Below are 26752 nucleotides of genomic sequence, written 5' to 3'. Positions count from 1 at the left end.
GCCTTCAATGGCCACAGAACCCTGATCAACCTGAAAACGATCCAGCCGCCCCGCGCCATCCAGCACCGGTTTGCCGGTGGTCAGCGTCACGCGCGGTGCGTTGATGAAGCCGCAGCCATTACAGGTGATGCCATACGGGTTGGCGACGATCACTCGCGCTGACTGCCCTGCCACTTCGGTGTAACCGCGCAACTGGCTCGGGTTGCCGCTGATGACTTCGTTGAGAATCGCTTGCGCCGAGCCGCTGTTTTTCAGGTTCGGGTTGCCAATGATGTGCCCGGCCAACTGGGTGTTCGAGGTCTGCGCCGAGCCGTTGTTGAGGATGACACCCTGCGCGCCGACGTTGTAATCGTGGAACTGGTTATGCGACAGCCCGCTGCCGTTGGGCGTGGCGATGTTGATGATCGGCACGCCATTGCCGGCCCGATCCAGCGCGGTGTTCGGGTTGGCCACGACAATGCCGTCGGCCTGCGCCCACATCGGTTGCCAGAACATGACGTTCGCCAGCAGGAACGCCAGCCCGCGCTTGGGCATGCCCCAGAAATGCTCACGGGTTTTCACGTCAGCAGAAGGCTGACCAGCGAGGAAGGCGTATTGGCGAACGTCCATGTTTGAGCTCTCGTTGCGACAGGCGAGTGAGGTCTGGGTAATCAACAGGCAAAGCGATCCCTGCCTGGCCAAAACACGGGGCCAGGTGAGAGAACAAGCAAAAAGGGGGATAAATGCGCGCCTCGGTCAGAACGTCCAAAGCGTGGCAAAAACGATCGCAGAACCGCTGGCGAATAGTTTGTTCGATCCCTCGAAATCACAATTTGATATCAATGTGATGGCGCGATGGTAGATTGCCATCATTCTGGCGTCAATAAGTCGTACAGCGTCTTTTACAACAACCGCTCTAACCCGTGGCTTTTCCTCAAGAGGTCTGCTTTTCAGGGGAAGATCGCGACCGTTCGGTCACTCTAAATGGACTGGTAAAAACACTGGAACTGAACTTTTCACCGCCCGAAACCCTCCACCGATCAACCCGCCCTACCCGGAACGGAGGCCTACCCCCATGAAAACCCTGCTCAAGCTCACCCTCGCCGCCACCCTGGCCTGCGCTCTGCCGGTCTGGGCCTGCACACCAGAAGAGGCCACCGCCAAACGCGAACAACTGGCCAAGGAAGTGGCCAAGCTCACCGAACAGAATCCGGCCAAGGCCAAGGAAATCAATGCCGAGTTGCAGAAGATGGACTTGGGCACGGCCAGCGCCGATCTGCCGGACAAGTGCCAGTTGATTGATCAGCGCTTGAAGGAACTGGACTCGGCTGAGAAAAAAGCCGACAGCTAAAAGCAAGATCAAAAGATCGCAGCCTGCGGCAGCTCCTATACCAGACCCTGTAGGAGCTGCCGCAGGCTGCGATCTTTTGATCTTAAAAATGCATTTGTGCATTTATTTTCTTGCATAAACGCATATCCAGACTAAGGTTACATCGAGCAAGGAGATCGGCACCGTTCATCGCAGATGAAAACCGTTACCCACCGATCGCTCGGCAATACCGCAACACAATCACAAGCTGGACGCTTGTTTTCATTCATGGAGGACTGAAAAAATGTTAACCACTCAAGCAACATCGTTCACCGGCGAGAGCCTGCCAAGGTGCCTTGTTGGCCACCTGATCGACCCGCAACTGGTCGAGGTTGAAGCCACTGCGCAAACGGCGGCACTGGCCGCTGCCAACCTTAACTTCACGATGCAGAAACAGACTCAGACCAACTGGTGCTGGGCCGCCGTTTCCGCCTCGGTCGGCAATTATTACGGCACCGGCAACTGGACCCAGTGCGGCGTCGCCAGCACCCAACTGGACCGCAATTGCTGCAGCCAGCCGGGGCCGTGCAACGTCTACGGCTATCTGGATTCGGCCCTGCAGACCACCCGCAGCTATAACGGGATGAATCAGGGTTCGCTGCAGATGTCGGCCATTCAGAACCAGATCAACATGGGCCGCCCGGTCGGCCTGCGTTGTGCCTGGTATGGTGGCGGTGCGCACTTCCTGGCGATCTACGGCACCAACGGCAACTACGTGCTGATCGCCGACTCGATCTACGGTTACTCGACCCGCGCGCTGAACTCATTCCCCGGTTCGTACAACGGCGGCGGCAACTGGACTCACACTTACTTCACCGCGAAAAACTAGGAGGGCGACATCATGCAACTGACTTATCCAAAGGCGCCTTCCAACGGCGTACAGACTTTGCGTCCGGTGCTGCAAGCCGCGCTGCAAAACCAGGGCTTCGGCATCAACCGCCAGTTCGCCAACGCGACACCGGCCAAAGTCAGCCTCAGCGAAGCCTATCGCGGCTACTCGCTGACACTCGACGACCTGAGCCAGGGCAAGGGTCTGAAAGACGCACGTATCGGCGACTGGCATTACCTGGTGTTTGCCGACGGCGTAAGCATTGCCGATGCGCAACTGGCCGAGGTGCGTGGCCATGTCGAGTTCGCTTCGCTGAACCACGGCACCCGGGCCGCCGACACCGTGGGCGCGTTGAAACTGGCGGAACAGGCGCCGCAATTGCAGGGCAAGAGCGTTGAACTGCGGCTGCTGTTTGTCTCGGCACTGCACGTCGTGGCGATCTGGCTGCACGCTGACGGTGAAGATGTACTGATCCCGATCGAGCCGACGCCGAAAGAGCTCGGGAACTCGCGGCTGTACAGCGAAGCCGCGTTGCTCGCGCAGCTCAAACCGGCGGCAGGTCGCGCAAAACAGCGCTTTGACGCAGACACCAGCGGAGAGTTGGGGAGCTGACAAACCCTGCGCAAAAAAAACCCGGACACTGTCCGGGTTTTTATTGGCCATTTGTGGCGATTTATTCAGCCGCAGGCTCGGCCGGCTTGCGGCGCTTGAGCGGGGCCATGCCGTCGCTGCTCACCAGAGAATCCGGCTTCGGACGGTTGGCGCTCTTGCGCTTGGTCGGGGTCTTGGCGGCGGTTTTCTTCTTGTCGCCCTTGGCGTCGGTCTTTTTCTTCTTCACGCCGACGGCTTTGCCCGAGGCCTTGACCTTTTTCGGCCCGCCGTAGGTGCCTTTGACTTCCTTGATGGTGCGGCGCTCGAAGCTCTGCTTGAGGTAGCGCTCGATGCTCGACATCAGGTTCCAGTCGCCGTGGCAGATCAGCGAGATCGCCAGACCGTCGTTGCCTGCGCGGCCGGTACGACCGATGCGGTGCACGTATTCGTCGCCGCTGCGTGGCATGTCGAAGTTGATCACCAGATCCAGGCCATCAACGTCCAGACCACGGGCCGCGACGTCGGTAGCGACCAGAATCTTCACGCCGCCCTGCTTCAGACGATCGATCGCCAGTTTGCGATCCTTCTGGTCTTTCTCGCCGTGCAGCACGAACGCCTTGTATTCCTGAGCCACGAGGCGGCCGTAGATGCGGTCGGCCATGGCACGGGTGTTGGTGAAGACGATGGCCTTCTGGTAGGTCTCGTTGGCCAGCAGCCAGTTCACAATCTGCTCTTTGTGCTGATTGTGGTCGGCGGTGATGATTTGCTGGCGGGTGGTCGAGTTCAGCTGGCTGACCGCGTTGAGCTGCAGGTGCTCTGGGTTGTTCAGCACCTTGGCGATCATCTCGCGCAGGCCGGAACCACCGGTGGTGGCGGAGAACAGCATGGTCTGCTGACGGTTCGGGCATTCGTCGACCAGACGTTGCACGTCTTCAGCGAAACCCATGTCGAGCATGCGGTCGGCTTCGTCGAGCACCAGCACTTCGACTTCTTTGAGGTCGAGGTTGCCGGCGTTGAGTTGCTCGATCATCCGGCCCGGCGTACCGATGAGGATGTCTGGCACCTTGCGCAGCATCGCGGCCTGGACCTTGAAGTCTTCACCGCCGGTGATCAGACCGGACTTGATGAAAGTGAACTGCGAAAAGCGCTCGACTTCCTTCAGGGTCTGCTGGGCCAGTTCGCGGGTCGGCAGCAGGATCAGGGTCTTGATGCTGACGCGAATCTTCGCCGGGCCGATCAGGCGGTTGAGGATCGGCAGGACAAAAGCGGCGGTCTTGCCGCTACCGGTTTGCGCCGTCACCCGCAGGTCACGCCCCTGGAGCGCCAGCGGAATGGCCGCTGCTTGCACAGGCGTTGGCTCGACAAATTTCAGCTCGGCCACGGCTTTGAGCAGGCGTTCGTGCAGGGCGAATTGGGAAAACACGGGTGCTACCTCGAAGATATGCAAAAAAACAGCTGCATAGGTTACCGGTTTCGAGCGCTCAGGCCGAGTTTCTTTATACAAACGGGCGTAATCAGTGGCTTTTTTGTTGCTCGATTTGTCTCCAACGGTAATACACAGCGTCTTAAATGCTCTAATCGCCCATCGCGTCTTACAGAAGAATCGTTGCTCACATGGATTTCAAACAGCTCTGGCTCAACGCCCAAGACCTCTGGGGTGCCCTCGAAAAGCACCCATTCCTGCAATCCGGCCTGGCGCTGATGCTGCTATTGGTGATCGCGCTGGTGCTCGGACGAGTGGCACGCTATCTGATCCTGCATGCCAGCCGCATGCTCGGGCGCCAGCCGGCCTTGCACTGGATCAACGACTTTCGCCACAACAAGGTGTTTCAGCGCCTGGCGCAGATGACGCCGTCGCTGGTGATCCAGTTCGGCCTGCACCTGGTGCCGGAACTGAGCAAAACCGCGATGACCTTCCTCGGCAACGTGGCGCTGTCCTTCACCATCCTGTTCCTGCTGCTGTCGGTCAGCGCCCTGCTCAATGCGCTGCTGGACATCTACGCCCGCACCGAACACGCCCGCACCCGTTCGATCAAGGGCTATGTGCAACTGGCGAAAATGGTCTTGTACGTGTTTGGTGCGATCATCATCGTCGCCACCCTCATCGACCGTTCGCCGCTGTTGCTGCTCTCCGGTCTGGGTGCGATGTCGGCGGTGATTCTGTTGGTCTACAAGGACACGTTGCTGTCGTTCGTTGCCAGCGTGCAACTGACCAGCAACGACATGCTGCGGGTCGGCGACTGGATCGAAATGCCGCAAGTCGGCGCCGATGGCGATGTGGTCGACATCACCTTGCACACGGTCAAGGTGCAGAACTTCGACAAGACCATCGTCTCGATCCCGACCTGGCGCCTGATGTCCGAATCGTTCCGCAACTGGCGCGGCATGCAGCAGTCTGGCGGGCGGCGGATCAAGCGCAGCCTGTTCATCGACGCCAGCGGCGTGCGCTTCATTCGTGACGATGAGGAAGAAAAGCTCTCCCAGGTGCACCTGCTGACCGGCTACATGGGCCGCAAGAAAGCCGAGCTCAAGGCATGGAACGAGGCGCAAGGAAACGTCGCGGCGATGTCGGCCAACCGCCGGCGCATGACCAACATCGGCACCTTCCGCGCTTATGCGCTGGCGTATTTGAAGAGTCACCCGGAGGTGCAGCCGAACATGACCTGCATGGTGCGCCAGATGCAGACCACGGCGCAGGGCATTCCACTGGAAATCTACTGCTTCACGACCACCACGGTGTGGGCCGATTACGAGCGGATTCAGGGGGATATTTTCGACTATCTGCTGGCGGTGCTGCCGGAGTTTGGCTTGAGCCTGTATCAGCAGCCGAGTGGCGGGGATTTGCGTACCGGGTTGCTGCCGGCGGTGCTGGGTTCGGCGCACATTCCGGAACCGCAAAAACACCTCATGTAACGCCACCGATCAAAACTGTAGGAGTGAGCCTGCTCGCGATAGCGGTGTATCCGTCAAATCAAAGTTGACTGTCACACCGCTATCGCGAGCAGGCTCACTCCTACGAGGGTTACGCGGTGTGTCTGATACCCAACCGGCTGATCCACACTGCCGCCAGAATCACACTCCCGCCAAGCAACAACCTTCCCAGCTCCTCATGCTGATTCCAGATCAGCAGATTCAGCAGCAAGCCCACTGGCACATGCAGGTTGTTCATCACCGCCAGCGTGCCGCCGTTGACCATGCACGCGCCTTTGTTCCACCAGTATATGCCCAGCGCCGTCGAGACCAGACCGAGGAACAGCAACACGCCCCACTGCAACGGCGCTTCGGGCAGGAAGTTGGACTTGCCGAACAGCAGAAACGCCGGCAATACCACCGCCAGTGCCCCGAGGTAGAAGAAGCCGAAACGCCGGTAATGCGGCAGATCGCTCGGGTGTTTCGCCACCAGATGCTTGTACATCACCTGCCCCGCCGCGTAGGTGAAGTTGGCCAGTTGCAGCAACAGGAAGCCCATGAAGAAGTCCGGACTGACGCTGTCGAAACGAATCACCGCCGCACCGCCCACCGCTACCAACGCGGCGATCAGCGCCCACGGATTGAAGCGGCGGTTCAGCGCATCTTCGATCAACGTCACGTGCAGCGGCGTGAGGATGGTGAACAGCAGCACTTCCGGCACCGTCAACACGCGAAAGCTCAGGTACAGACAGACGTAGGTGATGCCGAACTGCAACGCACCGATCAGCAGCATGCCGCGCATGAACGCCGGTTCCACCGAGCGCCAGCGGGTCAACGGAATGAACACCAGCCCGGCCAGCACCACGCGCACCAGCACTGCAAAGTAGCTGTCGACATGCCCGGCGAGGTATTCGCCGATCAGACTGAAGGAAAACGCCTGGATCAGCGTGACAAAAAGTAGATAGCCCATGGTCGCCTCTGTTTCGAATGGCGGCGACGATAGCGGTTTTCTGGTCTCACTGCGAATAGCCCGAAACACAAAATCCCCCTGTGGGAGCGAGCCTGCTCGCGAAGGCGGAGTGTCAGACGGCAGATACTTGTCTGATGCACCGCTTTCGCGAGCAGGCTCGCTCCCACAAGGAGTTTTGTGTTGTTCAAAAAACACAGGCAAAAAAAAGCCCGATCTCGCTAAAGCGTTCAATCGGGCTACAGCACTCAGGAGCAACAAGTGCAAAGGGAGGTTCGATGCGCGTAGAGCCTTGAAGGGGTTGCGCCAGGTCACTTAAACAAGCGGCGATTATCTGGCGATTAACATATCAAGCGACCTGGGACAGTTTGGCGTTGGCCTGATTCAGGCCCTTCTCCTGGAAGTCGCCGCCCAGGTTCATGCCTTCGGCGTGAATGAAGGTCACGTCGTGGATGCCGATGAAACCCATGACCTGACGCAGGTACGGTTCCTGATGGTCGGCCGGGCCGCCGGCGTAGATCCCGCCGCGAGCGGTCAGCACGTAGGCACGTTTGCCGCTGAGCAGGCCTTGCGGGCCGGTTTCGGTGTACTTGAAGGTCACGCCGGCACGCAGCACGTGGTCGAGCCAGGCCTTGAGGGTGCTCGGGATCGCGAAGTTGTACATCGGCGCAGCCATCACCAGTACGTCGGCAGCGAGCAGCTCGTCGGTCAATTCGTTGGAGCGCTCCAGCGACGATTGTTCGCTGGCGTTGCGCTGCTCGGCAGGCTTCATCCAGCCGCCCAGCAGGTTGGCGTCCAGGTGTGGAACGGGATTCACGGCGAGGTCACGCACGGTGATCTGATCGTTGGGATGCGCCGCTTTCCACTGACCAATGAAGGTCTGGGTCAGTTGACGGGAAACCGAATCTTGCTGGCGGGCGCTGCTTTCGATGATCAGAACGCGGGACATGGTGTGTAGTCTCCATCCGAGAATGTTGTAGGTCGATGGAGTGAAGGTTAAACAGGGTCGTATCGATGAAAAAGCGCAAATAATTGCTGCAAAGGATCGAATAATTCGTTTAGATGCAGTTTGTACCTTGTGGGAGCGAGCCTGCTCGCGAAGGCGGTGCATCAGTCAGAGCAGGTATCGACTGACACGACGCCTTCGCGAGCAGGCTCGCTCCCACAGGGATCGCCGTTATTTCGGGCTGCAGCTCAGGTCGATGCGCAGCCTGATGATCTCGCGGGAGAACTTGGCCGTGGCATTCGTATGCTTGCGGGCCGGGATTTCGATGTTGCGCGTACGCGGTGCTTCCGGGCCATTGTTGAAAACGACTTTGCAGATTGCATCGACATCACCGTAGTTGGCGACCCGGATGGAGCCGATGTCTTTGTCGGTGTCGAAGGTCTCGTAGTCGATCTTCAAGCCATTGAGGTTCTTCTGCACATCGATCGGGTAAGCAAACGCAGTCAGCGGCAGCAACGCGAGCACCACACAACAGAATTTTTTCATTCGCCAGTCTCCATGAGGGACGGCCAGCTTAGGACAAGAGGAGCTATTGATGAAAGCGCCCCGCGTGACCCTTGATCAATGGCGAACATTGCAGGCCGTGGTCGACCACGGTGGTTTCGCCCAGGCCGCCGAGGTTCTGCACCGTTCGCAATCGTCGGTGAGTTATACCGTCGCCCGCATGCAGGACCAGCTCGGCGTGCCGTTGCTGCGCATCGACGGACGTAAAGCGGTGCTCACCGAAGCCGGCGGCGTACTGCTGCGCCGCTCGCGACAACTGGTGAAACAGGCCAGCCAACTGGAAGACCTCGCCCACCACATGGAGCAAGGTTGGGAAGCCGAGGTGCGGCTGGTGGTCGATGCGGCTTACCCAAGCGCACGCATCGTGCGCGCGCTGACCGCGTTCATGCCGCAGAGTCGCGGCTGCCGCGTGCGTCTGCGCGAGGAGGTGTTGTCGGGGGTCGAGGAGGTCTTGCTCGAAGGCGTGGCCGATCTGGCAATCACCGGCCTGAGCATCCCCGGCTACCTCGGCGCGGAATTGAGCGACGTCGAATTTGTCGCGGTCGCCCACCCTGATCACGCGCTGCATCGGCTCAACCGCGAACTGAGCTTCCAGGACCTGGAAACCCAGATGCAGGTGGTGATTCGCGACTCCGGCCGCCAGCAACCACGCGACGTTGGCTGGCTCGGCGCCGAACAGCGCTGGACCGTCGGCAGCCTCGCCACGGCTGCCACGTTCGTCAGCAGCGGCCTGGGCTTTGCCTGGCTGCCACGACACATGATCGAACGGGAATTGAAGGAAGGCACGCTCAAGCTGCTACCGTTGGATCAGGGCGGCAGCCGCAACCCGAGCTTCTATCTGTATTCGAACAAGGACAAACCGCTGGGCCCGGCCACACAAATCCTCATCGAACTGTTGCGCACCTTCGACACTTTGCCGCTTGACGCACCGTTCGCCGCCCCCGAGCAAGCCTGACACGGAGTTCACCGATGGCCTATTTCGAACATGAAGGTTGCAACCTGCACTACGAGGAATATGGCCACGGCACCCCGTTGCTACTGGTTCACGGACTGGGTTCGAGCACCCTGGACTGGGAAATGCAGATCCCGGCGCTGTCGGCGCACTACCGGGTAATCGTTCCGGATATACGTGGTCACGGTCGCTCGGACAAACCTCGCGAGCGCTACAGCATCGCCGGGTTCAGCGCCGATCTGCTGGCGTTGATCGAACACCTGAAACTCGGCCCGGTACATTACGTCGGGCTGTCGATGGGCGGGATGATCGGCTTTCAGTTCGGCGTCGATCAGCCGCACATGCTGAAAAGCCTGACCATCGTCAACAGCGCCCCCGAGGTCAAACTGCGCAGCCGCGACGATTACTGGCAGTGGTTCAAGCGCTGGAGCCTGATGCGCGTGCTCAGCCTCGCGACCATTGGCAAGGCATTAGGCGGCAAACTGTTCCCGAAACCCGAGCAGGCTGATCTGCGACAGAAAATGGCCGAACGCTGGGCAAAAAACGACAAACGTGCTTATCTCGCCAGCTTCGATGCGATTGTTGGCTGGGGCGTTCAGGAACGACTTTCCCGGGTGACCTGTCCAACCCTCATCGTGACTGCCGACCGTGACTACACACCGGTAGCACTGAAAGAAACCTATGTAAAACTGCTGCCCGATGCGCGGCTGGTGGTCATCGCCGATTCGCGCCACGCCACCCCGCTCGATCAACCCGAACGCTTCAATCAAACGCTGCTGGAGTTTCTCGCCGCAGCCGACATTCAATCTCAGGATCACTGACCCATGCTGAAAAAACTCGCCCTCGCCGCCGGCACCGTGCTGTTTGCTGCCAACCTGATGGCTGCCACGCCTGCAAAAGCACCGCACGTGCTGCTGGACACTACCAACGGCCAGATCGAAATCGAACTGGATCCGGTCAAGGCGCCAATCAGTACCAAAAACTTTCTGGATTACGTCAACAGCGGCTTTTACACCAACACCATTTTCCACCGGGTGATCCCGGGTTTCATGGCTCAGGGCGGCGGTTTCACCCAGCAGATGCAACAGAAAGAGACCAAGGCACCGATCAAGAACGAAGCCAGCAACGGTCTGCATAACGTTCGCGGCACTTTGTCGATGGCGCGCACCTCCAACCCGGATTCGGCCACCAGCCAGTTCTTCATCAACGTCGCCGACAACGCCTTCCTCGATCCGGGCCGTGATGCCGGTTACGCGGTATTCGCCAAAGTGGTCAAAGGCATGGACGTGGTCGACATCATCGTCAACTCGCAGACCACCACCAAACAGGGCATGCAAAACGTGCCTGTCGACCCTGTGATCATCAAGTCGGCCAAAGTCATCGACTAAGCTGTACAGGGCATTTCGAGCGGCGCTGGCCTGAAGCCACGCCGCTCACACCGATAAAAGGAGAGCCCGGCATCCGGGCGGTTATCTGATGCTCTATCGCCGTTTCGAACAACTGATCGACATATTCCGAGACGCCCCCACGGCGTCCCCGCCGGATCGTGTCTGGCCCTTCTATACCTATTACCTGAAGCAGGTCTGGCCGAGTTTTGCCGCCCTGCTCGTCGTCGGCCTGTTCGCCGCGTTGATCGAAGTGGCGCTGTTCAGCTACCTGAGCCGCATCATCGACCTGGCCCAGGGCACGCCCAACCCGAATTTCTTCAGCGACCACGCCCTCGAACTGACGTGGATGGTGGTGGTTGCGCTGGTGCTGCGGCCGATCTTTTTCGGCCTGCACGATCTGCTGGTGCATCAGACCCTGAGCCCGGGGATGACCAGCATGATCCGCTGGCAGAACCACAGTTACGTGCTCAAGCAGAGCCTGAATTTCTTCCAGAACGACTTCGCCGGGCGCATCGCCCAACGCATCATGCAGACCGGCAACTCGCTGCGCGATTCGGCGGTGCAAGCGGTGGATGCGCTGTGGCACGTGGTGATCTACGCGATCAGTTCGCTGGTGCTGTTCGCCGAAGCCGACTGGCGCCTGATGATCCCGCTGCTGACGTGGATCGTCGCCTACATCGGTGCGCTGTATTACTTCGTGCCACGGGTGAAAGAGCGTTCGGTGGAAGCTTCCGACGCGCGCTCGAAACTGATGGGACGGATCGTCGACGGCTACACCAACATCGCCACCCTCAAGCTGTTCGCCCACACCAACTTCGAACAGCACTACGCCAAGGAAGCCATCGAAGAACAGACGGTCAAGGCGCAGATGGCCGGCCGCGTGGTGACCAGCATGGACGTGGCGATCACCACCATGAACGGTCTGCTGATCGTTGGCACCACCGCGCTGGCGCTGTGGCTGTGGACGCAGTCGCTGATCACCGTCGGCGCGATCGCCCTGGCCACCGGTCTGGTGATTCGTATCGTCAATATGTCCGGCTGGATCATGTGGGTAGTCACCGGCATCTTCGAAAACATCGGCATGGTGCAGGACGGTCTGCAGACCATCTCGCAACCGGTCAGCGTCACTGATCGCGAGCAGGCCAAACCGCTGGCCGTGGCTCGTGGCGAAGTGCGTTTCGAGCACGTGGATTTTCACTACGGCAAGAAGAAAGGCATCATCGGCGACCTCAACCTGACCATTAAACCCGGCGAAAAAATCGGCCTGATCGGGCCGTCCGGCGCCGGTAAATCGACCTTGGTCAACCTGCTGCTGCGCCTGTATGACGTAGAGGGCGGACGCATCCTGATCGATGGGCAGAACATCGCCGAAGTCGGCCAGGAAAGCCTGCGCGCACGCATCGGCATGATCACGCAGGACACCTCCCTGCTGCACCGCTCGATCCGCGACAACTTGCTGTATGGCAAGCCTGACGCCACCGACGCCGAGCTCTGGGACGCGGTGCACAAGGCTCGCGCCGACGAGTTCATTCCGCTGCTGTCGGACGCTGAGGGCCGTACCGGTTTCGACGCGCACGTCGGCGAACGCGGGGTGAAACTGTCCGGCGGTCAGCGCCAGCGCATTGCGATTGCCCGGGTGCTGCTCAAGGACGCGCCGATCCTGATCATGGACGAAGCGACCTCGGCACTCGACTCGGAAGTCGAAGCGGCGATCCAGGAAAGCCTGGAAACCCTGATGCAAGGCAAAACCGTGATCGCCATTGCTCACCGTCTCTCGACCATCGCTCGCATGGATCGGCTGGTAGTGCTGGAAAACGGCAAGATCGCCGAGAGCGGTACCCACGCCGAACTGCTGGCGCATCGTGGGTTGTATGCGCGGTTGTGGGCGCACCAGACCGGGGGATTTGTCGGGATCGATTGATCATTGAATCAATACAACTCCAATGTGGGAGGGGGCTTGCTCCCGAAAGCGGGGTGTCAGTACCGAACATTTGTCTGACACACCGCATTCGGGAGCAAGCCCCCTCCCACAATATATTGAGAACCGCCACAGCCCTCTAACCACGGGCTCTGGCGGTTTTTTGATGGCTGCTGGAAATCCATCCAAAGCGTGCTGTACTCAGCCAAGGTTCCAGCACGGAACCTGTCGTAAATCTGCAGGGAAGCACAACTCGATACAGTCTCGATAGCACGCCTATCAAGGACTCTCTCATGTCTCTGTTCAAACGTTCAGTTACTGAGTTGTTGGGTACGTTCTGGCTGGTTCTGGGTGGTTGTGGCAGTGCGGTGCTCGCCGCGTCTTCGCCTCTGGGCATCGGAGTGCTGGGGGTGGCCCTGGCGTTTGGTCTGACGGTGCTGACCATGGCGTTCGCCATCGGCCACATCAGCGGATGTCATCTCAATCCGGCGGTATCGGTCGGGTTGGTGGTCGGCGGACGGTTTCCAGCAAAAGAGCTACCCGCCTACATCATCGCCCAGGTGCTCGGCGGGATACTCGCCGCCGCGCTGCTCTACTACATCGCCAGCGGCAAGGAAGGTTTCGACATCGCAGCAGGTCTGGCGTCCAATGGGTACGGCGAGCACTCGCCCGGCAAATACTCGATGGCGGCAGGCTTTGTCACCGAGCTGGTGATGACCGGGATGTTCGTGATCATCATCCTCGGCGCCACCGACAAACGCGCCCCGGCGGGCCTCGCACCGATTGCCATCGGCCTGGGGCTGACGCTGATTCACCTGATCTCGATTCCGGTCACCAACACTTCGGTCAACCCGGCTCGTAGCACCGGGCCGGCGCTGATGGTCGGCGGCTGGGCGATCGCGCAGTTGTGGATGTTCTGGGTCGCGCCGCTGATTGGCGCGATAGTGGGCGGGACGATTTATCGCTGGCTGGGCAAAGAGCAATCCTGAACCCACTGGAAATCCCCTGTGGGAGGGGGCTTGCTCCCGAAGGCGTCGTGTCAGTCATAGCTACCGTACTGACACACCGCATTCGGGAGCAAGCCCCCTCCCACAGTAATAAATCAACCACGCCCGAGAATCGATGTCGGCCCCGTTTAAAGGCAAGCTCAGGCCTGGCGGTATGGCAAGGCTGTTCTGGCTTCCTCGGCGTACGCAAGGACGCCAGCACGTTCCTGTTGCAGGAAGTCTTTGACTGCGGCTTTCAGACCGGGATGACGCAGGTAGTGCCACGAGTGGGTGATCACCGGTTCAAAGCCGCGAATCAGCTTGTGCTCGCCCTGAGCGCCGGCATCAAAGCGCTGATACCCCTGAGCAATCGCATAGTCCATGCCCTGATAGAAACACGTCTCGAAATGCAGCCGGTCAAACTCGGCCAGACAGCCCCAATAGCGCCCATAGAAGCTGTCGCCCCCGACCAGACTGAAGGCCATCGCCACCGGCCGTGAACCCTGTCTGGCGAAGACCACCCGAATCGCCTCCGGCATCCGCGCAGCCAGCAGACTGAAAAACTCGCGCGTCAGGTACGGCGCCTGGCGGCGCACGGCGTAGGTGTTGGCATAGCAGGCGTAGACAAAATCCCATTGCGCCTCGTCCAGCTCACGCCCTTCCAGCCATTCGAATTCGAAGCCCTGCCCCGCCACTTGCTCGCGCTCTTTACGCATTTGCTTGCGCTTGCGCGAACTGAGCGCGTCGAGAAAATCCTGGAAGTCCCGATAACCGCGATTCTGCCAGTGATACTGACAGCCGATACGTTGCAGCCAGCCCGGCTGCTCGGCCATGGCGGCATCGGTGAACGGGTCGGTGAAATTGATGTGCGCGCTGGAAAGCTCTTCGATTTCCAGATAACCCGGCAGGCTCTTGAGCAGTTCGAAACCGTCCTCGACCCGGGCGGCCAGCAAGCGTGGTCCGCTGACCGGGCTGAACGGCACCGCCGTCAGCAGTTTGGGGTAGTAATCGATGCCGGCCCGGGCACAGGCATCGGCCCAGCCGTGATCGAACACGTACTCGCCATAGGAATGCCACTTGCGATAACTGGGCAGCGCCGCGATCAGCCGATCGTCTTCGACGTGCAGCAGATGCTCGGCTTGCCAACCCGTATGCGGGCCAACGCTGCCGCTGTCTTCAAGGGCCGAGAGAAAGGCGTGCCGCAAAAACGGCTGGTTCTCGGGCACCAGTGCATCCCAGGTCGCCGGGGCGATTTCTGACAGGCTTTGCAGGCGTTGCAACGGCATCAACTGACTCTCCACTTCCGGGCTTCAAAGCCCCGCGAGTATCGCTTATCGCTGCCCTTTGCACACGAGCAATCGGACGACAGTGCTCTAGCTCAATAGTTCACGAGGACTTTGTATCGTCATCGACATGACATCACTTAGCCACTGCTCTGTCATAAACCATCGCGATACTCGCTCCTGTTTTTAGAGCGCCGGGTTCTACCCGGACACTGTTTTCCGACGTGCGCGTCGGTGTGCCCCGGATGGTTCTGCCATCCCTCTCATCTTCGGAGATTGCTATGCGTCTTGCTTCCACGAAAACTGCGGCGGCCTTGTGCGGTGGCCTGTTGCTGGCCATGAGCGTTCCGGCCAGTGCTGCAGTCGACGCCAAACTGCTCGACATGCTCAAGGCCAACGGTTCCATTTCCCAGGCGCAGTACATCGAACTGCAAACTGAACTGGCCAAGGATCAGAAGGCTCAGCAAATCGCGCAGCAGGCGCAGCAAGAGACCAACGAGCAAATCGCGGCAACCGCGAAGAAAACCAACGAGCTGAGCTCCTTCGACCAGAAACTCGCCTGGGCCGCCAAGACCCAGTTCAAGGGCGACGTGCGTATTCGTCAGGAGACCGTCAAGATCGACGGCGAATCCAACAATGGTGGCCGTGACAAGGATCGCCAGCGTATCCGCGCACGTCTGGGGGCTTACACCGAGATCAACCCGCAAGTCGACACCGGCATCCGTATTGCCACCGGCGGCGGCGACGATGCCCGTTCGACCAACCAGGACATGGACAACTACTTCGACAAGAAGCAGATCTGGCTCGACCTCGGCTACATCGACTACCACCCCGATGCCATCAAGAACCTGCACGTGATCGGCGGCAAGATGCTGCAACCGTGGGTCAGCATGGGCGACGTGATCTGGGACAGCGACATCAACCCGGAAGGTCTGGCCGTCACCTACAAATATCCACTGGGCAGCAGCGCCGAACTGTTCGGCAGCCTGGGTAACTACACCCTCAAAGACAACGTCGACGGCGAAGGCGTGCAATTCCGTCACGACCTGCGTCTGACTGCCGGGCAGTTGGGCAGCCGCTTCAGCATCACCGACAACCTGAAACTGACCCTGGGCGGCAGCGTCTACGCCTACCAGAACGACGAAGACAGCCGCTGCACCGGGACATCCACACCGTGCGCGCTGTCGGTCAACGGCAACTCGGCCAACAACGAGTTCCGCCTGTACGAAGGTTTCAGCCAGATCGACATTGGCGGTCTGCCGATGCCGCTGTCGTTCTACGGTCAATACGTGAAGAACAACGATGCCGTGACCGACGCCGATACCGCGTGGCTGGTCGGCGCCAAGTCGAAAGTCTTCGGTCTGAACCTGGATTACAACTATCGTGACGTACAGCGTGACGCCGTGGTCGGCGCGTTCACCGACTCCGACTTCGCCAACGGCACCACCGGTTCCCGTGGGCACAAGTTCAAGGTCGGTTACGACATCGACAAGAACTTCGCCATCGGCGCCACGTACTTCCTGACCAAGGCCGACTTCTCCAGCCGTACCCAGCGTGACGCAGACACCAACACTCTGCAGCTGGATGCCGAAGCCAAGTTCTAAAAAGCGTCACCCTATAGCCTGATGCGGGCGGAACGATCCCCATCATCCGTTCGTTTCGTCTGCGTCGGGCTATTTCTGCAGGATGCAAAAACACTGTAGGAGCTGCCGGAGGCTGCGATCTTTTGATCTTGTTTTTGAGGATCAAAAGATCGCAGCCTTCGGCAGCTCCTACAAGTGAGATTCTATTTTTCCTTACGGCGTTGCTCGGCCAAGCGTTCGGCCAGCGCATCCACACCCTCTTGCGGCCTCTCCGGCATCGCCTTCAACGTGGCCTGCATCAAACGCATCTGACGAATGAACCGCCGACAGTTGGGGCAGAACATCAGGTGATGGCGCACCAGCAGTTTCTCGCGAAAGCTCAATTGGCCATCGAGATAATCGCTGGAGCGCGCTACTTGTTCCTTGCAGGTCAGCATTCGCCGGTCTCCTCAAAATGCTCCACCGTGGCGAAGACTTTCAGCCGCGCCCGATGCAGCAGCACACGGACATTGGAGAGCGAGATCTCCAGAAGATTACAGATCTCTTCCAGCTCCAGGCCCTGACGCTCGCGTAGCAGCAACACGCTGCTTTGCAGTTCCGACAGACTGAGCAAGGTGTGCTCCAGGCAGTCACGCAACTCGCTTTCGGTGAGCAAGGCTTCCGGGGTGTCCTGATGCCAGGCGAATGGCGCCACCAGCCAATGGCCGTCACCGGGCGAAAAACGGTCGTCATCGATGGTGCCGTGGGGTGACGGCAGATCATCCATCAACACTTCGCGGCGGTTTTGTTTGTAGCGGCTCTTGGCCGAGTTGGCGGTGATGGTCAGCAGCCAGGTCTTGAGACTGGAACGACCCTCGAAGCTGCCGATGTGGCGCACCACCGAAAGCCAGGCGTCCTGCACCACTTCTTCGACATGGCGCTGGCCGACGATGGCATACGCCACGGCGCGCATGGCGCTCTGGTAGGTGCTGACCAGCTCCTTGAAAGCCTTTTGCTCACCCGCGAGCAGACGTTCGAGCAGTTGGGTGTCGTCGGTTGCGGCCATGCACGCCTCGTTTTCAGATGGTCGAAAGCAAAAGATCGCAGCCTGCGGCAGCTCCTACAGAGATCAGTGTAGGAGCTGCCGCAGGCTGCGATCTTTTCAGGCGCACTCAGCGCTTGCGCAGAATCACGCTGCCGATCGAGTAACCGGCGCCGAACGAGCTCAATACCGCCAGCGATCCACTGGCCAGATCGTCCTGATATTTGTGAAAGGCAATCACCGAGCCGGCAGAGCTGGTGTTGGCGTAGGTGTCGAGAATCACCGGGGCTTCTTCTTCAGTGGCTTCACGGCCCAGCAGCTTGCGCACGATCAGGTGGTTCATGCTCAGGTTGGCCTGGTGCAGCCAGAAGCGCTTGACGTCGCCGACGTTGAGTTTGTTCTCCTCCAGGTGCTCACCGATCAGCTCGGCGACCATCGGGCAGACGTCCTTGAACACCTTGCGACCTTCCTGCACGAACAGCTTATCGCGGGCGCCGATGCCCTCTTCCGCGGCGCGGTTGAGGAAGCCGAAGTTGTTGCGGATGTTGTTGGAGAACTTGGTCAGCAGTTTGGTGCTGACCACGTCGAACTGGTACTTGGACGTCGCCAGGTCAGCGCGCTCGATGATCACCGCCGTCGCGGCGTCACCGAAGATGAAGTGGCTGTCGCGGTCACGGAAGTTCAGGTGACCGGTGCAGACTTCCGGGTTGACCATCAGAATCGCCCGGGCCTGGCCCAGTTGCACGCTGTTGGCCGCGGCCTGAATGCCGAAGGTCGCCGAGGAGCAGGCGACGTTCATGTCGAAACCGAAACCCTGAATGCCCAGTGCTTCCTGGACTTCGATGGCGATGGCCGGGTAGGCGCGTTGCAGATTGGAGCAGGCAACGATCACGCCGTCGATGTCGGCGGCGGTCTTGCCGGCACGTTGCAGCGCCTGTTCAGCGGCGCCGATGGCCATCTGGCACAGCACCGACCATTCGTCGTTGGAACGCTCCGGCAGGCGCGGGGCCATGCGCGCAGGATCAAGGATGCCGTCCTTGTCCATGACAAAGCGGCTCTTGATGCCCGAGGCTTTTTCGATGAATGCAGCACTGGATTCGGTCAGTGCCTGGACTTCACCGCTAGCGATGGCGTCGGCGTTGTCGGCGTTGAACTGCGCGACGTAGGTATTGAAAGACTGCACCAGCTCTTCGTTGGAGATGCTGTTGGCCGGGGTGTACAGGCCGGTGCCGCTGATGACGACGTTATGCATGGTCGTTTCTCTAATCTGTTCAGGCAGAAAGCGCTGGCACCGACGTACCAACACACAAAGGGTCTGTTCCCGTCTGCGGGACGCTGACCTGGCATCGCTTTATTCCGATCACGACCTCACCGAAGGCTCTGGGTCGCGAAAACGGCGTTTATGGTCGCGAAGTTTGCCATAAACCCGAGGTTTTGGCGCCTTTCTCAAGCACCACCCAGATCCAATGTGGGAGCGAGCCTGCTCGCGAAGGCAGTGTGTCAGTCACGAGGATGGTGTCTGATATACCGCTTTCGCGAGCAGGCTCGCTCCCACACGGGATCGTGTACGACTCAAGATCAGGCCTCGACCTGACTCCATTGCTTGCTCAACCGTTTGTCCGAGATCGGCGCTTTCGTCCCCAACTGCTGGGCGAACAGCGACACCCGGTATTCCTCCAGCCACCAACGGTACAGTTCAAGCTGCGGATCGCGTTTGCCTTCCTGGGCATGCTTGGCGGCGCGGGTCTGGTATTGCGCCCAGAGGCCGGCCAGTTCACCGCTCCAGACTCGATCCTTCTGCACCTGCGCGCCGAGCTTCTCGAAACGCTGCTCGACCGCCTTCAGATAACGCGGCAACTCCTTGAGCCATTGCATCGGTGTTTCCCGGACGAAACCCGGATACACCAGATGGCTGATTTGCTGCTTGATGTCATTCAGCGCCACAGCCTGCGCCAGATCGATCTTGCCCTTGAAGCGTTTTTGCAGGCTGTGCCACAGCTTGAGAATCTCCAGCGTCAACCGCGCGACGCGCTCGGCGTGTTCGGTCCAGCTGCCGCGTTTGCGTTCGGCCAATGCCGCCAGCCCGGCGCCATCACGGGGCAACGGGTCTTCGCCTTCCAGAATGCAGCTGTCGAGACTGGCCAGCAGAATGTCTTCGACCAGCGCATCCACTCGGCCCAGCTCGCGATAGAGCAGGCCCAACTCGGTGATACCCGGCAGTTTGCTGCGCAGGAACTTCGCCGGCTCCGCCAGTTGCTGCAGCAGCAGCCGCTGCAAGGCGCGGCGATGCTGGAACTCGGCTTCGGCCGGGGTCGAGAACCGCCCTTCCTTGACCGTGCCGCCCTCTTCCACCAGCGCCGGATAGACCGTCATCGACAGTCCGGCGATCTTCTGCTGAGTCTTTTCCGCCACCGGGGCGAAGACCTTGGCCTCCACCGGTTGCTGACTTTTCGCACTCTGCGGCACGGCCAAAGCCGCCTGGCTGGCTTCGGCAAAACGCGCGGTCAGCTCGGCCAGGTCGCGGCCCTCGCCGAGGAACTTGCCCTGGCCGTCGACGATTTCCAGGTTCATCCGCAGATGGCTTTCGACCTGCTGCGCGGCTTCCGCCCATGCTTCATCGCTGACGCGCGCACCGGTCATGCGCAGCAACTCGCGACCGAGCGCTTGCGGCAATGAGCCTTCAGCGAAGGTCATGCGCTGCAACGCCGCCTTGATGAAATCCGGCACCGGCACGAAGTTCTTGCGCAAGGCTTTCGGCAGATTGCGCACCAGCGCAATGCACTTGGCCTCGATCAGCCCCGGCACCAGCCATTCCAGGCGCTCCGGCGGCAGCATCGGCAGCAGCGGTGCCGGCACGCGCAGGGTCACGCCGTCGCGCGGGTGATTGGGTTCGAAGTGATAACTGAGCGCCAGTTCCAGATCACCGATGTGCAGCGTGTCCGGGTAGTCGCGCGCGGTGACCTCACTGGCCTCGCGGGCCAGCACGTCTTCTTCGCGCATGATCAGCAATTGCGGGTCTTTCTGGCTGTTGACCCGATACCAGCTGTCGAACGTCGCGGTCTGATGAATCTCCGCCGGCAAGCGCGCATCGTAGAACGCGTACAGGGTTTCTTCGTCAGCGAGAATGTCGCGGCGCCGAGCCTTGGCTTCCAGCTCGTCGAGCTGTTCGAGCAACTGCTTGTTGGCGGTCAGGCACTTGGCTTTCGACTGAATCTCGCCACGCACCAGACCTTCACGGATAAACAGCTCACGCGAGACCAGCGGATCCACCGGGCCGTAATGCACCGGGCGGCGACCGACCACGATCAGCCCGAACAGGGTGATCTGCTCGTAAGCCACGACCTGGCCGCGCTTCTTCTCCCAGTGCGGTTCGAAATGGTTTTTCTTGATCAGGTGCCCGGCCAGCGGCTCGATCCAGTCGGCATCGATCTTGGCGACCATCCGCGCGTAAAGCTTGGTGGTTTCCACCAGTTCGGCGGTCATCAGCCACTGCGGACGTTTCTTGCCGATGCCCGACGACGGATGAATCCAGAAGCGCCGCTGACGGGCACCGAGGTAATCGCCGTCCTCGGTTTTCTGGCCGATCTGGCTGAGCAGACCGACCAATACCGCTTTGTGCAGTTTCGGGTAATCCGCCGGCTCTTTATTGAGGCTCAACTGCATGTCGCGGCAGATCAGACTCAGTTGGCGATGGGAATCACGCCACTCGCGCAGACGCAGGTAGTTGAGGAAATTCTTCCGGCACCAGTTGCGCAGCGGACTGGCGGTCAGCGCCTGACGCTGCTCTTCAAAACCGCGCCACAGATTGACCAGTCCGGCGAAGTCCGAATCGCTGTCTTTCCATTGTGCGTGGGCCTGATCGGCTGCTTGCTGACGCTCCGGCGGACGCTCGCGCGGGTCCTGAATCGACATGGCGCTGGCGACGATCAGCACTTCCTGCAAGCTGCCGAGCTTCGCCGCTTCGAGCAGCATGCGGCCCATGCGCGGGTCCACCGGCAGACGCGCCAGTTGGCGACCGAGCGGGGTCAGCTGGCTGTTGCGATCCACCGCCGAGAGCTCTTGCAGCAGGTTGAAACCGTCGCTGATCGCCTTGCCATCGGGCGGTTCGATGAACGGGAACGCAGTGATTTCGCCGAGGCGCAAATGCAGCATCTGCAAGATCACGGCGGCAAGGTTGGTGCGCAGAATTTCCGGATCGGTGAATTCCGGGCGACCGAGAAAATCCTCTTCGCTGTACAAGCGCACGCAAATACCCGGCTCGACCCGGCCGCAACGACCCTTACGCTGATTGGCGCTGGCCTGGGAAATCGCTTCGATCGGCAACCGCTGGACCTTGGCGCGATAGCTGTAGCGACTGATGCGCGCGGTGCCGCTGTCGATCACGTAGCGGATGCCCGGCACGGTCAGCGAGGTCTCGGCGACGTTGGTCGCCAGCACTACGCGGCGCCCCGGATGCGACTGGAAAATCCGCTGCTGTTCGGCCGGCGACAGGCGCGCGTACAGCGGCAGGATTTCGGTGTGTTTGAGCTGGGCCTTGCGCAGCATGTCGGCGGCATCGCGGATCTCGCGCTCGCCGGGCAGGAACACCAGCACATCGCCGGGACTGCGGCGTTCGCTACGCTCGTAGGCGGCAATTTCATCGAGGGTGGCGAGGATCGCCTGATCCACGGTCAGGTCGTCTTCGACACGGTTGCCCTCTTCATCCTGCTCCAGGGTCAGCGGGCGATACCAGGTGTCTACCGGGAAGGTGCGACCGGACACCTCGACGATCGGCGCATCATCGAAATGCTTGGAGAAGCGCTCCAGATCGATGGTCGCCGAAGTGATGATGACCTTCAGGTCCGGGCGACGCGGCAGCAGAGTTTTCAGGTAACCGAGCAGGAAGTCGATGTTGAGACTGCGCTCGTGGGCTTCGTCGACGATGATCGTGTCGTAGCGTTCCAGATAACGATCATTCTGGGTTTCCGCCAGCAAAATACCGTCGGTCATCAGCTTGATCAGGGTGTTGGAATCACTTTGATCCTCGAAGCGCACCTGATAGCCAACCAGCGAACCGAGCGGCGTACCGAGTTCTTCGGCCACCCGGCTGGCGACACTGCGCGCAGCGATTCGGCGTGGCTGGGTGTGGCCGATCAAGCCATGCTGGCCGCGACCGATTTCCAGACAGATTTTCGGCAACTGGGTGGTTTTACCCGAGCCGGTTTCGCCAGCGATGATCAGCACTTGATGCTTCTCCAGCGCCGCCTTGATTTCGTCGCGCTTGGCGGCGATCGGCAGGCTGTCGTCGTAACGAATCACTGGCAGGCTGGCACGGCGCGCCAGCACCTGATCACAGGACGCCTGCATGCGCGCCACCCACTGGACCAGTTTGGCCTCGTCGGGTTTCTTGCGCAGCTCGAGTAACTGCCGCCGCAGCCGGTGACGGTCGGCGAGCATGGCGTGATCGAGGTTTTTCAGCAGTTTGTCGATGGAGGGCGATTCGTCGGTCATCGGGTACGCAATTCGGTCGTCTGTTTATGCAGGGGAGCGATTGTCGCAGATTTGCCTCCTACTGTGGCGAGGGAGCTTGCTCCCGCTCGGTTGCGCAGCAATCGTAATCCGGTTGTCGGGAGGTCACTGTCAGGACGCGGCGGATGGTTTCGGGGCCGCTTCGCAGCCCAGCGGGAGCAAGCTCCCTCGCCACAAATTCGTCATGCTCCGGGATTATTCGTTATCGAGGCCTTTGCGGCGATAGGGGAAGACGTCGATGACTTTGCCGGCGCGAATCGCCTCCTGCAAACCCTTCCAGTAATCGGCGTTGTACAACTCGCCGTGCAGTTGATCGAACAGTTTGCGCTGCCCGGCATCGGCAAACAGAAACGGCGGAAACTCTTCCGGGAACACATCCAGCGGCCCGATCGAGTACCAGGGTTCGGACGCCATTTCGTCCTCGGGGGTGCGCGGCGCGGGGATGTGGCGGAAGTTGGCTTCGGTCAGGAAGCAGATCTCGTCGTAGTCGTAGAACACCACTCGGCCGTGACGAGTGACGCCGAAGTTCTTCAGCAACATGTCGCCGGGAAAGATGTTGGCCGCCGCCAGTTGTTTGATCGCCAGGCCGTAATCCTCCAGTGCCTCGCGCACCTGTGCTTCATTGGCGTTTTCCAGATAGAGGTTGAGCGGGGTCATGCGGCGCTCGGTCCAGCAGTGGCGGATCAGCACCGTGTCGCCCTCGACCGAGACCGTCGACGGCGCGACCTCGAGCAGCTCTTCCAGACACGCCGGATCGAACTTGCTCAGCGGAAAACGGAAGTCGGCGAACTCCTGGGTATCGGCCATGCGCCCGACCCGGTCGACACTTTTCACCAGACGGTATTTTTCGATCACCGTCGCCCGGTCGACGTTTTTCGACGGCGAGAAACGGTCCTTGATGATCTTGAACACGGTGTTGAAGCCCGGCAGGGTAAACACGCTCATGACCATGCCGCGCACGCCGGGGGCCATGATGAACTGGTCGTCGGTGTTGGCCAGGTGATTGATCAGCGCCCGGTAGAACTCGGATTTGCCGTGCTTGTAGAAACCGATCGAGGTGTAAAGCTCGGCGATGTGCTTACCCGGCAGAATGCGCCGCAGGAAGCCGATGAACTCCGCCGGCACCGGCACATCCACCATGAAATACGAACGGGTGAAAGAGAAAATGATCGACACGTCGGCTTCGTCGGTGATCAGCGCGTCGATCTGAATCCCGCGGCCCTCGCGGTGCAGCAATGGAATCACCAGCGGCCACTGCTCGTCGCGGGTGTAGATACGCCCGACCAGATACGCGCCCTTGTTGCGGTACAACACCGAGGAAAACAGCTCGACGCTCAGCTCCGGGTCCTTGCACACCCAGTCCGGCAAATTCTCGCGCAACTGTGCTTCGAGGCGCTGCAGGTCACCGGGCAGATCGGCGTAATCCTCGCTGAAGCGATAGTCGGCAAAGATGCTCGCGAGCATCGACGACAACCGCCCTTGCGGCTTGTAGGTGCGGGTTTGCGCAGCCCGGGCGCGGCGCAGGCTCGGCCGGGTGGTGTGGATGAACATGCAGCCGTCGCTGATCAGGTCGTGACTGAACAGCCCGCAGAAGATCGAGTTGTACCAGGTCTCGGACAATTCATCGTCGAAACGCAGGTCAATGACACTGATGTAAGCGCTCTTCACCAGCGGCCAACTGCCGACATTCATCAGCGTCTCGTCGTCGAAATGCTCGCGCAGGCGGGCGATGGTTTCGCCGACCTTTTCTTCGTAGAGATTGATCCGCGCCGCCGACGCGGTCTGCGTCTCCTGCCAGCGCGCCTGCTCGAAGCGCTCGCGCGCACCGTCGGTGATCCGCCGGAAGTGCTCGCGGTAATCGTCAAAGCCATCGAGGATCATGCGGGCGATGTCGGTGGCTGGCCATTGCTGCGGCATAGAGGAGACCTCGGCGTGCAAGTGGAAATCTGTGCCTGAGCTTAGCCACGGATGCGTGCGCAGGAGAAGTGCAATTTCTGCCAAAAGCGCGGCAGGGTTGTACAGCGACACAGTTTTTATCAAAGTTTTTTGAGTCGACCGTTCGGTCAATTAACCGCCCTCTCAGTCTCGTCTGCCGCCCCGCGCCAGCCCGCGAATTCCCTGGGATTCGGATCCAATCCCTGCCCCACCGCTCTGGCTCGCGGTTTTACCGCTGCGTTCCCGCCTGTCGATGAAAGAGAAGAACTGCTCACAGATTGGTCTTACCAAAATAGTGGCACTTTGATATACAGCCCGCCAGTACCCGCCTCACAACAAGATCCTCGGCCCACGAGGACGACCTCTTCCTCATAGATCAAGGAGCACATTGATGTCTATCCGCAATCTGCGCATCGGTTTGCGCGCCAGTTTGAGTTTTGCCGTATTGGCCGCCCTGCTGGTGGTGGTCGGCCTGTTCGGCCTGGGCCAGATGAAAAATCTGCGTGAGAGCGCAACGGTGATCGAGGAGTCGTGGATGCCCAGCATCGAGAGCATTCACGATGCGGCGGCGAACATCGCCAACATCCGCCTCGAATCCCTGCGCCTGATCACCAGCACCCAGCCGGCGGTACGCGACACAAGCAAAGGCATCATCAAGGTGCAGCGCGAAGAATTGTCGAAGCGCCTGAAGGACCACACCGCTCTGCTGGCCAGCGATGCGGAACGGGCGATGCTCGACGGTTTGAATAGCGACGTCGCCAAGTACATGAGCATCCTGGACCAGATCATCGCTCAGATCGACGCCGGGCAAAGTGAACAGGCCTATGCCCGTCTGAACAATGAACTGGCGCCACAGGGCCGGATCCTCGACAAAGCGCTGGAGCAGATGATCAGCTTCAACCAGCAAGGCGCCGACAGCGCCGCCGAAGCTGCTGCCGGGGTTTATCAGCAGGCGCTGTGGATTGTCGCGACGATCATCATTGTCGCCCTGATCGCTACCCTGCTGCTGGCCTGGCTGCTGACCCGCAGCATCACCGCACCGATCAATCAGGCCCTGTCCGTCGCGCAAAAAATTGCCGCCGGCGACCTCAGCGGCCAGATTGCCGATCACGGTAGCGATGAGGCGGCGCAGTTGCTCAGCGCCCTCGCCGAGATGCAGAACAACCTGCGCTCGACCATCCGTGGCATCAGCGAATCGGCGCAGCAACTGGCCTCCGCCGCCGAAGAAATGAGCTCGGTGATGGAGCAAAGCACCCGTGGCCTGCAACAGCAGAACGATCAAATCGAACAGGCCGCCACCGCCGTCACCGAGATGAGCACGGCGGTGGATGAAGTTGCGGCCAACGCGGTATCCAGCGCCGAGGCCTCCGAAGCCTCGAACGAGGACAGCAAACACGGGCATGTGCAGGTCAGCGAGACCATCAACTCGATTCAGGAACTGGTCAGCGCAGTGCTCGGTGCGTCGGAGCAGGCCGAAGGCCTCGCCACTCAGGCTCAGGACATCAGCAAGGTGCTCGAGGTGATTCGCGGCATCGCCGGGCAAACCAACCTGCTGGCGCTCAACGCCGCCATCGAAGCGGCGCGCGCGGGTGAGGCCGGACGCGGTTTTGCGGTGGTCGCCGATGAAGTGCGTTCGCTGGCGCAACGCACGCAGAACTCCACCGAAGAAATCGAGCTGATGATCAGCAGCATCCAGCAAGGCACCGGCGCCACCGTCGGCGCCTTGCAAAGCAGTGCCGAGCAGGCCAGCCACACGTTGCGCCGGGCGAACAGTGCCGGTCAGGCACTGGAGAAAATCACCGCGTCGATCTCGCAGATCAACCAGCGCAACCTGGTGATCGCCAGCGCGGCCGAGCAGCAAGCGCTGGTCGCGCGCGAGGTTGATCAGAATCTGGTGACCATCCGCGATCTCTCGACCCAGACCGCCGCCGGCGCTACCCAGACCTCCGCTGCCAGTCAGGAACTGTCGCGCCTGGCGATCGACCTCAACGGGTTGGTGACGCGCTTCGTGCTCTGAATGAAA

At 60.4% G+C, this 26752-nt stretch carries 22 protein-coding genes; 11 read left to right on the top strand and 11 right to left on the bottom strand.

Annotated elements, in window-relative coordinates:
* Positions 1-609 (bottom strand): filamentous hemagglutinin N-terminal domain-containing protein (locus CRO59_RS05400; RefSeq protein ID WP_143503041.1); only part of this gene is annotated, 609 nt, incomplete at its 3' end.
* Positions 610-1054: 445 nt separating this feature from the next.
* On the opposite strand from CRO59_RS05400, the gene CRO59_RS05390 reads away from it, so the two are divergent.
* The 3 genes from CRO59_RS05390 (at position 1055) to CRO59_RS05380 (ending at position 2789) form a co-directional block, all read left to right on the top strand.
* On the top strand, positions 1055-1330 hold the full coding sequence (locus tag CRO59_RS05390; RefSeq protein WP_097086740.1) for a hypothetical protein: 276 nt from the start codon (positions 1055-1057) through the stop codon (positions 1328-1330).
* Positions 1331-1592: 262 nt separating this feature from the next.
* The gene (locus tag CRO59_RS05385) at positions 1593-2177 is read left to right on the top strand and encodes a papain-like cysteine protease family protein (RefSeq protein WP_097086739.1); all 585 of its coding nucleotides are present in this window, start codon (positions 1593-1595) and stop codon (positions 2175-2177) included.
* 12 nt (positions 2178-2189) lie between these two features.
* Positions 2190-2789, top strand: coding sequence for a hypothetical protein (locus CRO59_RS05380; protein WP_097086737.1), 600 nt, complete (start codon positions 2190-2192; stop codon positions 2787-2789).
* A gap of 61 nt (positions 2790-2850) precedes the next feature.
* On the opposite strand, the gene CRO59_RS05375 is transcribed toward CRO59_RS05380, so the two are convergent.
* On the bottom strand, positions 2851-4191 hold the full coding sequence (locus tag CRO59_RS05375) for a DEAD/DEAH box helicase (protein ID WP_041070247.1): 1341 nt from the start codon (positions 4189-4191) through the stop codon (positions 2851-2853).
* A gap of 191 nt (positions 4192-4382) precedes the next feature.
* Here CRO59_RS05375 and CRO59_RS05370 point away from each other — a divergent pair, with 191 nt between their 5' ends.
* Positions 4383-5681: a mechanosensitive ion channel family protein gene (locus tag CRO59_RS05370; RefSeq protein ID WP_097086735.1), complete on the top strand. Its 1299-nt coding sequence runs from the start codon at positions 4383-4385 to the stop codon at positions 5679-5681.
* 109 nt (positions 5682-5790) lie between these two features.
* Here CRO59_RS05370 and CRO59_RS05365 read toward each other — a convergent pair whose 3' ends face one another.
* The 3 genes from CRO59_RS05365 to CRO59_RS05355 form a co-directional block, all read right to left on the bottom strand.
* A complete protein-coding gene (locus tag CRO59_RS05365) occupies positions 5791-6648 on the bottom strand; it encodes a carboxylate/amino acid/amine transporter (RefSeq protein ID WP_097086733.1) in 858 nt (285 codons plus the stop codon).
* Positions 6649-6994: 346 nt separating this feature from the next.
* Positions 6995-7594, bottom strand: coding sequence for an FMN-dependent NADH-azoreductase (locus CRO59_RS05360; RefSeq protein WP_096796629.1), 600 nt, complete (start codon positions 7592-7594; stop codon positions 6995-6997).
* A 228-nt stretch (positions 7595-7822) separates the two neighbouring features.
* A complete protein-coding gene (locus tag CRO59_RS05355; protein ID WP_097086732.1) occupies positions 7823-8137 on the bottom strand; it encodes a 3-phosphoglycerate kinase in 315 nt (104 codons plus the stop codon).
* A gap of 49 nt (positions 8138-8186) precedes the next feature.
* Here CRO59_RS05355 and CRO59_RS05350 point away from each other — a divergent pair, with 49 nt between their 5' ends.
* The 5 genes from CRO59_RS05350 (at position 8187) to aqpZ (ending at position 13402) form a co-directional block, all read left to right on the top strand.
* A complete protein-coding gene (locus tag CRO59_RS05350) occupies positions 8187-9110 on the top strand; it encodes a LysR family transcriptional regulator (RefSeq protein WP_027614550.1) in 924 nt (307 codons plus the stop codon).
* A 14-nt stretch (positions 9111-9124) separates the two neighbouring features.
* The gene (locus CRO59_RS05345) at positions 9125-9928 is read left to right on the top strand and encodes an alpha/beta fold hydrolase (protein ID WP_097086730.1); all 804 of its coding nucleotides are present in this window, start codon (positions 9125-9127) and stop codon (positions 9926-9928) included.
* 3 nt (positions 9929-9931) lie between these two features.
* A complete protein-coding gene (locus CRO59_RS05340) occupies positions 9932-10495 on the top strand; it encodes a peptidylprolyl isomerase (RefSeq protein WP_027614548.1) in 564 nt (187 codons plus the stop codon).
* Positions 10496-10583: 88 nt separating this feature from the next.
* Entirely contained in the window at positions 10584-12416 is a 1833-nt protein-coding gene (locus CRO59_RS05335; protein WP_095138579.1) for an ABC transporter ATP-binding protein, read from the top strand.
* Positions 12417-12706: 290 nt separating this feature from the next.
* On the top strand, positions 12707-13402 hold the full coding sequence (aqpZ, locus tag CRO59_RS05330) for an aquaporin Z (RefSeq protein ID WP_027614546.1): 696 nt from the start codon (positions 12707-12709) through the stop codon (positions 13400-13402).
* 158 nt (positions 13403-13560) lie between these two features.
* On the opposite strand, the gene CRO59_RS05325 is transcribed toward aqpZ, so the two are convergent.
* Complete coding sequence (locus CRO59_RS05325; protein WP_027614545.1) at positions 13561-14685, bottom strand: GNAT family N-acetyltransferase; 1125 nt, start codon at positions 14683-14685, stop codon at positions 13561-13563.
* A gap of 278 nt (positions 14686-14963) precedes the next feature.
* Between CRO59_RS05325 and CRO59_RS05320 the strand changes: the two genes are divergently transcribed.
* A complete protein-coding gene (locus tag CRO59_RS05320) occupies positions 14964-16286 on the top strand; it encodes a putative porin (RefSeq protein ID WP_097086729.1) in 1323 nt (440 codons plus the stop codon).
* A gap of 182 nt (positions 16287-16468) precedes the next feature.
* Here the strand turns inward: CRO59_RS05320 and CRO59_RS05315 are convergent, their stop codons facing one another.
* The 5 genes from CRO59_RS05315 to aceK all read right to left on the bottom strand — a co-directional run bounded on the left by CRO59_RS05315 (position 16469) and on the right by aceK (position 24711).
* Positions 16469-16702, bottom strand: a complete 234-nt coding sequence (locus CRO59_RS05315; protein ID WP_027614544.1) for an anti-sigma factor — start codon at positions 16700-16702, stop codon at positions 16469-16471.
* On the bottom strand, positions 16696-17310 hold the full coding sequence (locus CRO59_RS05310; protein ID WP_003222662.1) for an RNA polymerase sigma factor: 615 nt from the start codon (positions 17308-17310) through the stop codon (positions 16696-16698). Before CRO59_RS05310 ends, CRO59_RS05315 begins: the two co-directional genes overlap by 7 nt.
* A 106-nt stretch (positions 17311-17416) precedes the next feature.
* Positions 17417-18538 carry a beta-ketoacyl-ACP synthase III gene (locus CRO59_RS05305; protein WP_007969627.1) on the bottom strand — a complete coding sequence of 374 codons (1122 nt, stop codon included), beginning with the start codon at positions 18536-18538 and terminating at the stop codon, positions 17417-17419.
* A 326-nt stretch (positions 18539-18864) separates the two neighbouring features.
* Positions 18865-22776, bottom strand: coding sequence for an ATP-dependent RNA helicase HrpA (gene hrpA, locus CRO59_RS05300; RefSeq protein ID WP_097086727.1), 3912 nt, complete (start codon positions 22774-22776; stop codon positions 18865-18867).
* 213 nt (positions 22777-22989) lie between these two features.
* On the bottom strand, positions 22990-24711 hold the full coding sequence (aceK, locus tag CRO59_RS05290) for a bifunctional isocitrate dehydrogenase kinase/phosphatase (protein ID WP_097086725.1): 1722 nt from the start codon (positions 24709-24711) through the stop codon (positions 22990-22992).
* 409 nt (positions 24712-25120) lie between these two features.
* Here aceK and CRO59_RS05285 point away from each other — a divergent pair, with 409 nt between their 5' ends.
* Entirely contained in the window at positions 25121-26746 is a 1626-nt protein-coding gene (locus tag CRO59_RS05285; protein WP_097086724.1) for a methyl-accepting chemotaxis protein, read from the top strand.
* Positions 26747-26752: the final 6 nt, after the last annotated feature.

The organism is Pseudomonas sp. LAMO17WK12:I5, from assembly GCF_900215165.1.
GTDB classification, from domain to species: Bacteria; Pseudomonadota; Gammaproteobacteria; order Pseudomonadales; family Pseudomonadaceae; genus Aquipseudomonas; species Aquipseudomonas putida_A.
The sequence above is the reverse complement of the archived record's forward strand: the minus strand, read 5'-3'. Positions and strand labels throughout refer to the sequence as shown.

Excerpts from the sequence above, each read along its gene's own strand:
- CRO59_RS05350 (WP_027614550.1), top strand. The coding sequence starts at position 8,187 with ATGAAAGCGCCCCGCGTGACCCTTGATCAATGGCGAACATTGCAGGCC.
- hrpA (WP_097086727.1), bottom strand. The coding sequence starts at position 22,776 with ATGACCGACGAATCGCCCTCCATCGACAAACTGCTGAAAAACCTCGAT.
- CRO59_RS05360 (WP_096796629.1), bottom strand. The coding sequence starts at position 7,594 with ATGTCCCGCGTTCTGATCATCGAAAGCAGCGCCCGCCAGCAAGATTCG.
- CRO59_RS05355 (WP_097086732.1), bottom strand. The coding sequence starts at position 8,137 with ATGAAAAAATTCTGTTGTGTGGTGCTCGCGTTGCTGCCGCTGACTGCG.
- CRO59_RS05320 (WP_097086729.1), top strand. The coding sequence starts at position 14,964 with ATGCGTCTTGCTTCCACGAAAACTGCGGCGGCCTTGTGCGGTGGCCTG.
- CRO59_RS05335 (WP_095138579.1), top strand. The coding sequence starts at position 10,584 with ATGCTCTATCGCCGTTTCGAACAACTGATCGACATATTCCGAGACGCC.
- CRO59_RS05370 (WP_097086735.1), top strand. The coding sequence starts at position 4,383 with ATGGATTTCAAACAGCTCTGGCTCAACGCCCAAGACCTCTGGGGTGCC.
- CRO59_RS05285 (WP_097086724.1), top strand. The coding sequence starts at position 25,121 with ATGTCTATCCGCAATCTGCGCATCGGTTTGCGCGCCAGTTTGAGTTTT.
- CRO59_RS05380 (WP_097086737.1), top strand. The coding sequence starts at position 2,190 with ATGCAACTGACTTATCCAAAGGCGCCTTCCAACGGCGTACAGACTTTG.
- CRO59_RS05340 (WP_027614548.1), top strand. The coding sequence starts at position 9,932 with ATGCTGAAAAAACTCGCCCTCGCCGCCGGCACCGTGCTGTTTGCTGCC.
- CRO59_RS05315 (WP_027614544.1), bottom strand. The coding sequence starts at position 16,702 with ATGCTGACCTGCAAGGAACAAGTAGCGCGCTCCAGCGATTATCTCGAT.
- CRO59_RS05325 (WP_027614545.1), bottom strand. The coding sequence starts at position 14,685 with ATGCCGTTGCAACGCCTGCAAAGCCTGTCAGAAATCGCCCCGGCGACC.
- CRO59_RS05305 (WP_007969627.1), bottom strand. The coding sequence starts at position 18,538 with ATGCATAACGTCGTCATCAGCGGCACCGGCCTGTACACCCCGGCCAAC.
- aqpZ (WP_027614546.1), top strand. The coding sequence starts at position 12,707 with ATGTCTCTGTTCAAACGTTCAGTTACTGAGTTGTTGGGTACGTTCTGG.
- CRO59_RS05365 (WP_097086733.1), bottom strand. The coding sequence starts at position 6,648 with ATGGGCTATCTACTTTTTGTCACGCTGATCCAGGCGTTTTCCTTCAGT.
- aceK (WP_097086725.1), bottom strand. The coding sequence starts at position 24,711 with ATGCCGCAGCAATGGCCAGCCACCGACATCGCCCGCATGATCCTCGAT.
- CRO59_RS05385 (WP_097086739.1), top strand. The coding sequence starts at position 1,593 with ATGTTAACCACTCAAGCAACATCGTTCACCGGCGAGAGCCTGCCAAGG.
- CRO59_RS05345 (WP_097086730.1), top strand. The coding sequence starts at position 9,125 with ATGGCCTATTTCGAACATGAAGGTTGCAACCTGCACTACGAGGAATAT.
- CRO59_RS05390 (WP_097086740.1), top strand. The coding sequence starts at position 1,055 with ATGAAAACCCTGCTCAAGCTCACCCTCGCCGCCACCCTGGCCTGCGCT.
- CRO59_RS05310 (WP_003222662.1), bottom strand. The coding sequence starts at position 17,310 with ATGGCCGCAACCGACGACACCCAACTGCTCGAACGTCTGCTCGCGGGT.